11 protein-coding genes and 1 pseudogene are annotated in these 13003 nt (G+C 57.8%); 5 read left to right on the top strand and 7 right to left on the bottom strand.

Annotated elements, in window-relative coordinates; translation table 11 throughout:
- Positions 1-305: 305 nt before the first annotated feature.
- Positions 306-1016 carry a DMT family transporter gene (locus tag ACR0LX_RS22605; protein ID WP_480785580.1) on the bottom strand — a complete coding sequence of 237 codons (711 nt, stop codon included), beginning with the start codon at positions 1014-1016 and terminating at the stop codon, positions 306-308.
- Between the two features lie 384 nt (positions 1017-1400).
- On the opposite strand from ACR0LX_RS22605, the gene ACR0LX_RS22600 reads away from it, so the two are divergent.
- The 5 genes from ACR0LX_RS22600 to glnT all read left to right on the top strand — a co-directional run bounded on the left by ACR0LX_RS22600 (position 1401) and on the right by glnT (position 6323).
- Positions 1401-2024 carry a helix-turn-helix domain-containing protein gene (locus ACR0LX_RS22600; protein WP_480785579.1) on the top strand — a complete coding sequence of 208 codons (624 nt, stop codon included), beginning with the start codon at positions 1401-1403 and terminating at the stop codon, positions 2022-2024.
- Between the two features lie 108 nt (positions 2025-2132).
- On the top strand, positions 2133-3011 hold the full coding sequence (locus ACR0LX_RS22595; RefSeq protein WP_480785578.1) for a class II glutamine amidotransferase: 879 nt from the start codon (positions 2133-2135) through the stop codon (positions 3009-3011).
- Positions 3011-3694, top strand: coding sequence for a protein GlxC (locus ACR0LX_RS22590; protein ID WP_480785577.1), 684 nt, complete (start codon positions 3011-3013; stop codon positions 3692-3694). The genes ACR0LX_RS22595 and ACR0LX_RS22590 overlap by 1 nt, the downstream gene beginning before the upstream one ends.
- Positions 3694-5022, top strand: coding sequence for an FMN-binding glutamate synthase family protein (locus ACR0LX_RS22585; RefSeq protein ID WP_480785576.1), 1329 nt, complete (start codon positions 3694-3696; stop codon positions 5020-5022). The genes ACR0LX_RS22590 and ACR0LX_RS22585 overlap by 1 nt, the downstream gene beginning before the upstream one ends.
- On the top strand, positions 5019-6323 hold the full coding sequence (gene glnT / locus ACR0LX_RS22580; RefSeq protein WP_480785581.1) for a type III glutamate--ammonia ligase: 1305 nt from the start codon (positions 5019-5021) through the stop codon (positions 6321-6323). The genes ACR0LX_RS22585 and glnT overlap by 4 nt, the downstream gene beginning before the upstream one ends.
- Before the next feature lie 147 nt (positions 6324-6470).
- Here glnT and ACR0LX_RS22575 read toward each other — a convergent pair whose 3' ends face one another.
- The 6 genes and pseudogenes from ACR0LX_RS22575 to ACR0LX_RS22550 all read right to left on the bottom strand — a co-directional run bounded on the left by ACR0LX_RS22575 (position 6471) and on the right by ACR0LX_RS22550 (position 12092).
- Complete coding sequence (locus ACR0LX_RS22575; protein ID WP_480785575.1) at positions 6471-7103, bottom strand: tyrosine-type recombinase/integrase; 633 nt, start codon at positions 7101-7103, stop codon at positions 6471-6473.
- 134 nt (positions 7104-7237) lie between these two features.
- Positions 7238-7453: pseudogene (locus ACR0LX_RS22570) on the bottom strand (transposase); the annotation flags it as partial.
- Between the two features lie 99 nt (positions 7454-7552).
- On the bottom strand, positions 7553-9847 hold the full coding sequence (locus ACR0LX_RS22565; protein ID WP_480785574.1) for a lanthionine synthetase LanC family protein: 2295 nt from the start codon (positions 9845-9847) through the stop codon (positions 7553-7555).
- On the bottom strand, positions 9834-10943 hold the full coding sequence (locus tag ACR0LX_RS22560) for a phosphotransferase family protein (protein WP_480785573.1): 1110 nt from the start codon (positions 10941-10943) through the stop codon (positions 9834-9836). The genes ACR0LX_RS22565 and ACR0LX_RS22560 overlap by 14 nt, the downstream gene beginning before the upstream one ends.
- Before the next feature lie 23 nt (positions 10944-10966).
- On the bottom strand, positions 10967-11512 hold the full coding sequence (locus ACR0LX_RS22555; protein WP_480580314.1) for a hypothetical protein: 546 nt from the start codon (positions 11510-11512) through the stop codon (positions 10967-10969).
- Between the two features lie 70 nt (positions 11513-11582).
- Complete coding sequence (locus ACR0LX_RS22550; protein ID WP_480785572.1) at positions 11583-12092, bottom strand: hypothetical protein; 510 nt, start codon at positions 12090-12092, stop codon at positions 11583-11585.
- Between the last annotated feature and the right edge of the window lie 911 nt (positions 12093-13003).

The raw sequence follows: 13003 nt of genomic DNA, 5'->3' as shown, positions 1-13003 counted from the left end.
TGGCTCCTTTCCCAGCAGTCGATAACAACTGCACTTTGGCACGTTCGATGCCGGTGGAGCAGGAGCCATCCACCTCATCCGATATGGGCCGTTCGGTACTAAGGAGCGGTGATAGGCGGTGTCTCTTGTCGCTTAGCTGACAGCGCATTTCCGGCGATAGCGGCTAGCAGAACAGCACCACCGATCAACGTGTACAGGCTCGCGGTTTCCCCAAGAAACAGCCAGACCCATAGCGGGCCGAGTAGGACTTCGGCCAGAGACAGAAGAGCGAGATCTGCTGCCGGGAGGCTGCGGGAGCCCAGCGTTTATAGGATCAACCCTGCGCCAACTTGGAACACACCCATGCCCACCGCGATGACGCCGTCATTGGGGCTCAGTACGATGGAGAGCCCAAGGCTAAGGCATATCGCCAAAGTAATGACGATCGCGAAAAGGCCCGACAGGAAAACTGCGGGCAGCATTTCCCCTGTGCGGCCCCAGCGTGAGGACACGGTGAAGACAGCAAAGCCGAGGGCCGACCCGAGCGCGGCAAGGCTGCCCTTCAGAGCCACACTGCCGGATTTGTCGGCAAACATGATTCCAACTCCTCCGATCGCCACCGCGATCGCCACCCATGTTACGATGCGAACGGGTTCCCGCAAAACGATCCATCCGAGCACGGCAGCCATGAAAGGCGCTGTCGCAAATAGAAGCATGGCATTCGCAACCGAGGTATTCTGGATCGCGTAGATCCCACCGGAATAGGCTGCAACCAGTGAAAGCCCCGCCGTCATGACCGGGGTGCCGATGCGGCGGATCTGAACAAAGGGGCTTTCGCCGGACCGCACCCTGATGAACACGTACAAGAACAGCGACATGCTAATCGACCGGTATAGTAGTATCTGCCACACTGCGGCGTCTTCGATCAGGCGAATTCCAAGCCCGACTGTTGACCACAGAACCCCTGCCGCGAAGACGAAGAGCACGCCGTATTTGTGGGCGTCTGTGTCTAAAGATGATGGCGCTAAGGGAGTCATGTTGGGTCGATCAATGAAGTGGTTCCGATAAGGCTAACGCTTTGGTGAGTGCTTCGACCACTTATTTGCGACATTTATGCGATTGGCCCCCTGCGGCGATGGACATCGAAGCTGCCGCGTGAATTACGAATGGCTGCTACGGTGACACTGCGCCGCCCCAACTAGTTACAGCGGCAAAGTCAGGAAAAGGGCCGACCCTTTAGGTGCGGATGGCATTCCACGAGTCAGGTATTGCGGTGCATCCGAAGTCTGCTGTGAGCCCGTAGTCAACCTTGGAGTAGAGGGATGAAACTTGTTTTGTAGTGCACCGAGTTAGCGGGCGATAACAGTGCGCCGAACGCGAAAAGCCGTAGCGCGCGTCGCGAAAAGCAGTAAGCTTTCTACATGAACAAAACCCTTGACCAAGACCCTCACGGCACGTCGCTTTTTCTTGAACGTGAATTGGAAGTCGCGATTGGGCGGCAGGTCCGAAACCTGCGGCTCAAAAAGGGCCGCAAGATCGCGCAATTTGCCGCCGAGATGAACATAAGCGAGGGGATGGTCTCGAAGATCGAAAATGGACAGGTGTCGCCGTCGCTGTCCATGTTGCGACGGCTGGCGAGCAATCTGTCGGTGCCGCTCACGACCCTGTTTCAAGGTTATGATGAAGACAGACCCGCCATGCACGTGCGAGCGGGAGAAGGCGTTGAAGCCGATCGTGCGGGTACCCGGGCCGGTCACCAATACAATTTGTTGGGTTTACTCAGTGCACAATCCAGTTCAGTCGTTGTCGAGCCCTACTTGATCTTGCTGACAGAAGCCTCCGACACCTTCGAGACATTTCAACATGACGGTATGGAGTTCCTCTACATGTTGGAAGGCGAAGTTACCTACCGTCACGGCAACACTGTTTTTCCGTTGAAACAAGGCGACAGCCTCTTCTTTGACGCCGATGCTCCTCACGGGCCGGAGACACTGGATGCTCTGCCCGCAAAGTACTTGTCGATCATCTGTTATTCTCAGGAATGAAAAGAGGGGGTTTTTTCCGGATAGGAAATAAATCTTCATTTCGATAAACCTGTTCTGGACATGGATCCCAGCTTCCCTAGTCTTTCGCGAGACATTCATGAGGATGCTATGTGTGGAATTGTAGGGCTGTTTCTGAAGGACAAGTCGTTAAAGCCGCAGCTTGGGGCCATGCTCACCGATATGCTGGTGACCATGTCAGATCGCGGCCCAGATAGTGCGGGTATTGCCGTCTATCGTGAGGGTGCCACAGGAGAGGTGAAGATTACGCTGCAATCGGCGGATCCGGATCGGTACTTTGCGGGGCTGGGTGAGGCGCTGGAAGCGCAGATCGCAGTGATCGAAACCCATGCGATCGTGACGGTTCCAAGCTATCGCGTTGAAGACACGCTCGCGACGATCGCACGGGATCATCCGCGTTTACGCGTGATGTCGCACGGGGATGCGATTGAGATTTACAAAGAAGTCGGTCTGCCAAAGTCAGTCGCAGAGCGCTTCGATATCCAGTCCTTGTCGGGCAGCCACGGGATCGGCCACACGCGCATGGCAACTGAAAGCGCCGTCACGACTCTCGGCGCGCATCCATTCTCCACCGGGGCGGATCAGTGCCTTGTGCACAATGGGTCCTTGTCCAACCACAATCGGCTGAGACGTCAACTGGCACGCCAGAACATCACGGTGCAGACCGAGAACGACACCGAAGTGGCCGCAGCCTATCTGACATACCGGATGCAGCAGGGAAATGATCTAGGACAAGCGCTAGAGGCTGGCCTCGATGATCTCGACGGTTTCTACACATTTGTCGTCGGCACCAAAGACGGCTTTGGCGTTCTGCGGGATCCCATCGCTTGCAAGCCGGCGGTGCTGGCCGAAACTGATCAATACGTGGCGTTCGGGTCCGAGTACCGCGCCTTGGTCAACCTCCCGGACATTGCGCACGCGAAGGTCTGGGAACCCGAACCTGCAACGGCCTACTTCTGGAAGAACTGATGCACGAACTTGACCTGGAACAGCAAAGCTTGCGCGATGTGAACGCCATCCTGCAGGCGCAGTCCGAAGGGACAAACGAAACGCAATGGGCCATCGCTAATCCACGCGGGAGCCATGCCATTGCCTGCGGCCTCGACGCAGAGATTAACGTCACGGTTGAGGGTTCGACAGGCTACTACTGCGGCGGGATGAATAAGCGGGCCACCATCCACGTCGAAGGATCAGTCGGGCCAGGCTGTTGCGAAAACATGATGTCTGGCACGGTGATCGTTGATGGAGACGCCAGCCAATATGCAGGGGCGACCGGGCACGGCGGGCTACTTGTCATCAAGGGGAACGCCTCGAGCCGCTGCGGTATTTCGATGAAGGGCATCGACATCGTTGTGCACGGCAACATCGGCCACATGAGCGCGTTTATGGCGCAGTCCGGGCGGTTGGTTGTCTGTGGTGACGCCGGTGCAGCGCTTGGCGACAGCATCTACGAAGCGCAGCTTTTTGTGCGCGGGTCAGTTGCCTCGCTTGGGGCGGATTGCATCGAGAAAGAGATGCGACCCGAGCATCTAAAGGCGCTCGCCGCGCTGTTGAAAGAAGCCGAAAGCGAGGCTGAACCGAAGGATTTCAAGCGATATGGTTCAGCGCGCAAGCTATACAATTTCGATATCGACAATGCAGGAGCCTACTGATGGATCAGACACTTAAGACCCATCCAGTGAAACCCTGGACCTTCGACGACTATACTAACTCTTACATCCGGCGTGCGGCGTCAACCGGCATCTACGACATTCGTGGCGGCGGCTCGAAGCGTCGGCTGCCGCATTTCGATGATCTGTTGTTCTTGGGCGCCTCAATGTCGCGCTATCCACTGGAGGGCTACCGCGAGGCTTGCGGTACAGGCGTGGCGCTGGGCACGCGCTTTGCCGAGCAACCCATCGAACTTGACATCCCGATCACAATTGCGGGTATGAGCTTTGGCGCATTGTCCGGCCCAGCGAAAGAGGCGTTGGGGCGCGGTGCGTCGGCGGCAGGTACGTCAACCACCACTGGCGACGGCGGCATGACACCTGAGGAGCGCGGGCACTCGACCAAGCTTGTCTACCAATACCTCCCCTCGCGCTATGGCATGAACCCCGACGATCTGCGGAAGGCGGACGCCGTGGAAATCGTCGTGGGGCAGGGAGCAAAGCCGGGCGGAGGGGGCATGTTGCTCGGGCAGAAAATTAGTGACCGCGTGGCCGAAATGCGGAATCTGCCTAAAGGTATCGACCAACGATCTGCCTGCCGACATCCGGATTGGACCGGGCCTGATGACCTCGAAATAAAGATCCTTGAACTCCGCGAAATCACCGGTTGGCGCGTGCCGATCTTCGTCAAGATCGGCGGTGCCCGCCCATACTTCGACACGACACTCGCCATCAAAGCGGGTGCCGATGTTGTCGTTCTGGACGGGATGCAGGGCGGCACTGCGGCCACGCAAGACGTGTTCATCGAACATGTCGGACAGCCGACCCTCGCCTGCATTCGCCCCGCCGTTCAGGCTCTGCAGGACCTTGATATGCATCGTAAAGTTCAACTTGTGATCTCGGGTGGTGTGCGCACTGGCGCCGATGTCGCAAAGGCGCTGGCCTTGGGCGCAGATGCGGTTTCTATCGGCTCGGCGGCCCTAATAGCTATTGGCGACAACGATCCCTCATTGGAAGAAGAGTACCAGAAAATTGGCACGACCGCCGGGGCCTATGACGATTGGCACGAAGGCAACGACCCCGCGGGCATCTCCACGCAAGACCCCGAACTCGCCGCCCGGTTGGATCCGGTCAAGGCCGGTCGCCGTCTGGCCAACTACCTAAAAGTCATGACACTCGAAGCGCAAACAATTGCACGAGCCAACGGGAAAAGTCATGTTCTGAATCTGGAGCCTGAAGACCTCTGTGCTCTGACGATCGAGGCCGCTGCAATGGCGGGCGTCCCGCTGGCAGGAACCGATTGGATACCGGGAAGACAAGGGAGCTTTTGATGACAGACCTCGCAGCATGGGCCGCCGACAAAGGCGTTAAGTTCTTTCTGTGCAACTTCACTGACTTGTTCGGAGTGCAACGGGCCAAGCTTGTTCCGACCGAGGCCATTGCAAGCGCGCAGGAAGGCGGTGCTGGCTTCGCCGGTTTTGCCGCGTGGCTGGACATGACCCCGGCGCATCCGGACATGCTGGTGATGCCTGATGCGGACAGTGTGATTCAACTCCCCTGGAAGCCTGAACTCGCCTGGGTCGCGGGTGATCCCTGGATGGATGGCAAGCCGGTGGAGCAAGCGCCACGTCTCGTCTTGAAGCGGATCAACGAAAAAGCCAAGGCCATGGGCTACATGATGAAATCCGGCGTCGAGCCCGAGTTTCATCTAATCAACGCCGACGGGTCCGGCATTTCCGATGATCGCGATCAGCAGGAGAAGCCGTGCTACGACCAATCCGCCCTAATGCGTCGTTATGATGTGATCTCCGAGATCTGTTCGACGATGATCGCCCTCGGCTGGGGCCCGTACCAAAATGACCACGAAGACGCGAATGGTCAGTTCGAGATCAACTGGGACTTCGGCCCCTGCCTGCAGACAGCCGACAAGCACGCGTTCTTCAAGTTCATGGTCAAAGAAATTGCAGAGAAGCATGGGCTGCGGGCGACGTTCATGCCCAAACCGTTCTCCAACCTGACAGGCAACGGTTGCCACGTGCACCATTCGCTTTGGACGACCGACGGCAACATTTGCGTCTTCGAGGGCGATGAAGAGATGGGGCTGTCGAAGCTGGCCTACCACTTCCTCGGCGGCCTCATGGCCCACGGCCAGGCGCTGTGCGCCATCACCAACCCTACCGTTAACAGTTACAAGCGCATCAACGCACCAGCAACGCTATCAGGTGCGACGTGGGCGCCGCAGTCGGTGACCTACGGTGGTAACAACCGCACTCACATGGTCCGTATTCCAGATGCCGGGCGGATGGAGTTCCGCCTTGCCGACGGTGCTGCCAATCCATACCTATTGCAAGCCGCCTTGCTTGCTGCAGGCTTGGACGGCATCGAGCGCGAACTTGACCCCGGCAAGCGGCTCGACATTGACATGTACACTGAAGGCCACAAGGTGCGCGGCGCGAAGAAGCTGCCGCTCAACATGCTGGATGCCCTGCGCGATTTTCAAAAGGACAAAACGCTCAAAGGCGCAATGGGTGACCAGTTCACAGATGCGTTCTTGAACCTGCGGATGCGGGAATGGAACAAGTATTGTCACCACCTCACCCAATGGGAACGCGACACGACGCTTGATTGCTAAAGGTAAGTCCGCGATCGGCTACTACGTGCTCAATGGTTCCTCAGGTCTTATCACAAGAACTTGTCCGCAATGCGGGCTGCGAGCGCAGCATCTTGATCGGTCGGTGAACGGCAGGATTGGGCCGCCCGTGAGAGCGGCCTGTTAACGTTAGATCTCTATCGCTTCGGCGATTGCTAGGGCGTCCTCGAGTTCGACGCCGAGATACCGGACTGTACTATCCATCTTAGTATGGCCAAGAAGAAGCTGAACAGCGCGTAGGTTTCCGGTCTTTTTGTAGATCTGAGTGACCTTGGTTCTCCTCATTGAATGGGTTCCGTAGGCGCTTGCTTCGAGGCCGATCGACGTGACCCAATCGCGTACAATCCGTGCATATTGGCGAGTCGAGATGTGCAGGCGTTCATGAAATCGGCCGGGCCAAAGGTACTCTGAACCGACCATCAGCTCGTCTTCCATCCACTTCTCGACTGAAGCTCGCGTGCCCTCGGAAATCTCGAAGCGGACTGGTTTCTGAGTTTTGCTTTGCAGGACGGAGGCGCGCTCTTTGATCTGTCCCGATGCCATCACGTCGACGACTTTCATCCTCACAAGATCACAGCGGCGAAGTTTACTGTCGATTGCCATATTGAACAGCGCGAGGTCGCGATGGTTCTCGGCCAGTTCAAGTCGAACTCGGATCGCCCAGACGTGCTTTGGCTTCCGTGGTCGCTTCTGACCAACGATACGTCCTTTGTTCCAGGCTGGCCGAAGCGCGCGAATGGCAGGTAAGTTTGGGGTTTCCATGTTTGATCCTCCGATCCGCCATGCCCGCCCACAACGACAACCCGACGTTGACCGGAAAATTTTGTCACAGCATGCTGCGCTGCCTCCGAGGTCGGCTCAGCAACCGAGCGCATTCCAAGCCAGTTAAGACGCGACATTGCGCCAATGATCAGGAGGCGTCGGATATCTGCCTGGCCTGCCTTGGTCATGCGTCCCAAGCGTTCCTTACCTCCGGAGGAGTGCTGCTTCGGGACAAGACCCAGCCAGGCTGCAAAGTCACGCCCAGTTTTGAACTGGGACATGTCAGGTCCGAACGCCTCTACCGCAGTGGCTGTGATTGGACCGACACCCGGCATGGTCTGGACCCTAGCGAGTGGCGTCAGCATTGTTCGGGATAGGTTCGCGGTTTCCGCGGCAAACTGAGATTGGTTCGAATTAGTCTGACAGCACCTCTGCACGTCCAAAGACCACTATTGACCCTGCGCAACCGGCGCGAGGATGCTCGGAACATCGTCATCGGCCAACCGCAGGTAAAAATAGCCGATCCCCGCAAGACCCAACATCAGCCCCGGTGTTTCCCAAGGAATGCCGCAGGGCCAGTTCTGGTCGTCACTAGCGTAGCGATGGATACCGAAACTGGCGACGCGATGGACGAGGTCAGTGTTTTGAACGTCCGGGTCAAACCAAAGGCCAACGCTGAACAAAACGTCGGCATTGCCCGCCATTCCATGACACAAAGAATAGTTTTCAATCTCCGACTCCAGACCGGCTTGCACAGCCTTCGCCGTCGCCAGGATCGCAACCTTGGCCTCATCCCGGAACCTGTCCTGCCCCAAACGCGCGAAGGCCCCGATGCGGGCCAGTGCGATGCCCGGCGCGCCGTGACACCATGCGCTGGCGAAGGTCCGGGTTTCACCGGGTGTGTCTCCGCCACGAAGGTCAGGCCAGTTGCCTGCGACCGGGTCAAACAAGTCCGACTCGTAGTCAAAAGCGCGCAGAGCGGCCAGTTTGTACTTGGCCTCCCCAGTGGCATGAAACAACTCCAAAAGAGCGAAGCCCATTCCCGATGCACCGTGCGAAAATCCGGTTAGACCGGGTGTGTTCGGATAGCTGATTGACGGCCAGAAACAGCCCTGACCCAGGGGCTCGGCTGCCGCCAGCAACCGGTCTCCTATTCGGGCCGCGCGGCCGACCAGCATCGATGGATCGAGATGGCTGCGGGATGCAAGAAGCGCCACGATCGCACCGGCCGAACCTGCAAGCAAGTCGGGTTCGGTGGGCCCGTCAGGCAAATCCATCATACGTCCGAACAGATCATCTGCCCGTTTTAACCAAGCTTCTTCTTGCAATAAGCTGCCCGTGCGCGCGGCGGCGAGCGCGATCCCGCTCCATCCCGAAAACAGCCCGAACCGCGCTTGTGGTGGAATGTTTTGGAGTGTCGCGAAGGATTGGGTCAGAGCGGCTACGGCGGTGTTCCGAAAGATGGAACCCCCTGCGTCTGCATACAGTTGCGCAAGGAACAACGCCAGACCCGCAGTTCCGGAGTACATGTCCGCCCCGATTGTTCGAAAAACGGGGCGCGACGGCGCTTGATCGTGGCTTTGAGGAGTGGGTTCGGCCCCGACCCAGGTACAGCGATCTTTATACCAGATCGCGCTCTCCACAATCTTGCGTCCAATGCCTTCTGCAGTTTCCAGACATGTTTTCGGATCGGCTTGCGGCAATGAGGTGGAGGGCCGAGCCCGATTGGGCCGCGATGGGCTATCCAAAGCCTGATAAACATCTTTAGAGCCCGGATTCAGATATGGCTGATCCAGGTCGATGCCCGCCGCCTCTAGGGCGTTCGCAACAACCTCTAGCCGCGCTGCGGGCGTCTGCCTGCCCAGCTCGTGCGCCCGGATCAGACCTTCGGCCAAAAGCGCGCATCGGTGCAGCCCAAAACTGGTCCCCGCGCCCGGATCTTCGGCCAATCCGACCCCGTCTGCCAGCGGTTTGGTCAGGGCCGGTGTCGCGGGTTTGAGCATATCGGACAGGCTGGAGGCCAAACGCCGAATGGTGTCCCCGATCTGGCCGATATCGACTTTGCGTAGGTACAGGACCGCCGCATCGGCGCGGGTGTAACGCGTGGGGTCATTGAGAACCTTGAGCTTGAAGGGAACCTGTATCTGGTTCAGTGCCCCTGTTGCCATCTGCACAAAAGGAACCGCTCCGGCGGCGGTAAGGTTCCAATACCACCTGACCAGTTCGTCGTCCGGCGCCAGTTCCTGATCTCCCACTGCCATGTAAAAGCCCGGAGAGAGATGCGTGAACTCCTTGGGTACTAACAGCCGCGCCTGAGCTCCGGGTGGCGGGATGTGCTGTGTCGAGTCCGTTTGGATCTCATTGCGCCTTGCTCGCAGCGTTAGCTTGCCGTTCCGAATGATCGTGGCGTCGCCCGTGGCGGTGGAGATGGTCCAACCCTTGGCCCAATGACCTGACCCTGCATTCGATTGCGATAACGCGGTGATGAACGGCGTGCGCCCTGACGCCACCTGAGGCCCATGACCATTGCTTTCGGCCCGAGCGGTGCCCGGACAATAGAAATCCCTATACAGCCGCGTTTGGAGCGTGTAGTGCAAGTAGCTGCGGGCCGTCTGAGAATTGAGGCCCTTTGTAATGGATCGCGGCAAATGTTCGGAACGCGTTCCGAACCAGGAAAAACCGGTTGGTGACCGTATGATCGTGGCATCCACCACGGCCATGATCCGATCCCTAAACGGGCGCATAGACGTCTAATCCTTGCGACCTGAGGTCAAGCAAATGAGCTGCTGCCTCACGCGGCCTTTCGAGGATGTTAAGGCTCAACTGCAGAAAGCAAATTATGTTCCCGTTCAGTTGGCTTGAATGCTGCATCTGCTCGAAAGCCGTCTGCAACAGGCGCGCACCGGCGAACCGGATGGCCCGGATCAATTGCCGGTCGGCTTCGACCAGGCTGAAGCCCATGTGCGCGCTATAGGTTTCCCAAAAGGTACGAATGCCGGGATGCATGCGCTCCAGAGGAAAGCGGGCCAGATCCAGAAACCGTTCCGGTGGCTCGTACCCGGTGATCGGAAACGAGAGCAACCAGAACCCCAGATACTCCTGAAAGATCGAACCGGTGTCCCAGCAGGGATCCCCGGCCCGCGCAAGCTCCCAGTCGACGATCCTGACGCGGGTTTTGCGGGCCGAGGCGGTTTTGCCCGTTGCCAGACAATTGTCCCATTTCAGATCGCCGTGAATGAGCGCATCCTTGCTCCATTCCTCAGCCAGGGCCCGAAGGTGATCGCAATACTCTGGGAATTCCTGAACCATGCTGATCAGGCTCAGGTTGGCGGCGCTGCATTGATGGAAAAATCCGGCATCGGGGCTGTGCAGGGAAAAAACCCACGGCACACCGCCCCGTCCGGCCGCTGCAGGGTTATCCGCCGTCACAGGAAGTTGGTGCAGACGACTTAGGGCATCACCGAGTGCCCGGGCTGGCAGGACAGGAAAGCTCCCCCGTTGTGCGTGGTATTCCCGCAGGTTCTGCCCGCCTTCGATCCATTCCAGAACCAGAATCTCATTTTTGGTGTCATATCGGTGCAGGTCTGGTAGATAGCGCGAAGAAAATGCCGCTGTGGTTCCCAGCCGTTGGTACACGGTGGCTTCATGTGCCACCGCCGCTGCCCGTTCTTTTCCAACGCCTTGTTTGATCAGGAAGCCGCGACCGCTGTCATTTGTGACGCAGAAATTGTGATGACGGCGCGACACGTTGACAACGCTAACGACGTCCTCAACGACCTCGGCAGGACTGAGAAGCCCCTCACTCAGAAGGTAATCCACAGTCTTGGGCTGGGACAGCATGGGCAACCCGGTCAGGCACTAAACTACGGACATTCGGCCTGCCAGGAACTGTCACACTGGAACGATCCGGTGCAATAGACGTCGCCTCCGCCAAGCCAGGACACTGCCACGAAATCGCAGAATTCACGCACGCAGGACGCATGTACTGCAACCGAACCCGGCTGGAACCCACCGCCGCCCGGTCGCAGGATGCCAAAGGCGTTCAGGATGCCCGGCGCAAGCCTGTGCCGTGTAGCCCGCGATGCGATCGCACCCTGCAGAAAATCCGACTGCGCCTCGCGCGAGGTTGCCCGCACTTGCTGGACGTTGCTGTCGCGCTTAATCCAAATCACCGAACCTCCCAGTCTTGCTTCGTCCTTTTCGAGGGTCTGGCAATGGACAACATCGTCCTTGGGAATCTCCAGATATTCGTTCAGGCTGGGATTGGTATAGAGACGCCAATGCCCATCCCGCCCGCTTTCGCCCAAAAAGCCGATCAGGACCCTGACGTCCGGTATCGCCGAAGGATCCGGCACCAGTTGTTCCACCAGATGGTCGGGTTTTAACTTCTTTCCCTTTTCCTGTGCCATAATGAACTTCTCCGTAAGATAAGTATTGGTGCACCGGTAATATGACCGGTGCCGAGAAAATTTGCTTCGCCTAGACCGGGCCGCGCAGTCGGCGCGCGATCAGAGCGGTCGGCACGGCGGTGCACGCCGCGCATAATGTGTCGAAATCACCACCGGTATGGCACCCGCCCGCGACAAACGCAGCCGCACCGAACGGTCCGAACGATCCCCTGGACGGGGACGCGTCTGGCAGAAATTTGTCCGAAATCTTGCCGCGCAGGAACTCCGCCCGCGCCTCGTGCGACCCGGTGCGGTGATGTACGATATTGGCGTCCTGACGCAGCCAGAGGACAGAACCACCGACCCGGCTTTCCTTTGGCGTCAACCGCTCGAAGCGGATGACGTCGTTTTCTTTGAAGTCCAGATACTCGCTAAAGTCCAGCGCCAAGTACAAACGCCAGCCTCCGCGACGCTTTGCTTTGCCCAGAAGGCCGAATACCAAGCGGGCATCCTGATGGTGTGGCGGTATTGGGAAGTCAACTTCAGGACCGTCGACTCCGCCAAGACCGACAGGTGCCCATCTCCTTGCATAGCGGGGCATTTTTCGCTCCCAACTTGCCGCGGACCAATGGAATGAACTTGCTTTTGTGTATTCAAAAAGTGTCTCATGAGCCCCCAGTTGTGTCAATAGAACCGGCCCGTGTAGGCGGGCTTTGGCCGGAGTAGAAACGGTCGCGGACACTGCAACAACGTCTGGAGGGCAGAGCGCCGACCTTTTTTTGGGCCGACGTCGGACCTATTTGGAACCCGACTCTCCACCAACCTTCGCCCAAGCTTGGCACAGTGCGCCTTGCGGCAAAAGCGGTTCGTCTCACAAAGCGAAACCGGGCGTATTCCGCGATCCGTAGGCGCTGTCAGAGTAGTCGGTTCTGGGGCAGGGGGATATTTCTCCACCTCCAATTATGCAATCACCGAAGACATCGTCCTGCGGTATCTCGAAAACCACATCACCGATCCCACCGGCGTCAGTCGGCAATGGTTCAGTATTCGCTTTGAGTAGCAGGTTGTGGATACAGAGCTTCGTTGATGGCCGTCGCTGACTCCTTCGTGTCTGCTGTCGGGTTGAATGAAAAGGCGCAGGACTTCTTTGCCAGGTCGATCACACAATATTAAAAGAAAGTAATGAAATACTTGCTCCAAACCCCAACTGCCAGAGCAATCCTCATGGCAGTCTTCGTAATCATTCTTGTGAAGCTTTGCAGCTATGACAGTTATGAAGGGGCTGGATACCAAGGACCTGATAAAGAGTATTGGGGCGGTGGAGACCCGGTTATCGTCAAAATATTAAGCGAGTGAATGCTTCCGGTTTTCTAGTGTCATAATTAGCGCTAGAAGATCGATCGATTTTTCTAAGTCAGCTTTGTCCGGAGGCTGTGTGGAAACGCACCGGATCTAGTCTTTTTCTGAGCTTGTGAGTTTTGTTGCGGTTGTTTCGCTGGATTTTTCATTTTC

Source organism: Ruegeria sp. CH11, assembly GCF_056537105.1.
The sequence above is the reverse complement of the archived record's forward strand: the minus strand, read 5'-3'. Positions and strand labels throughout refer to the sequence as shown.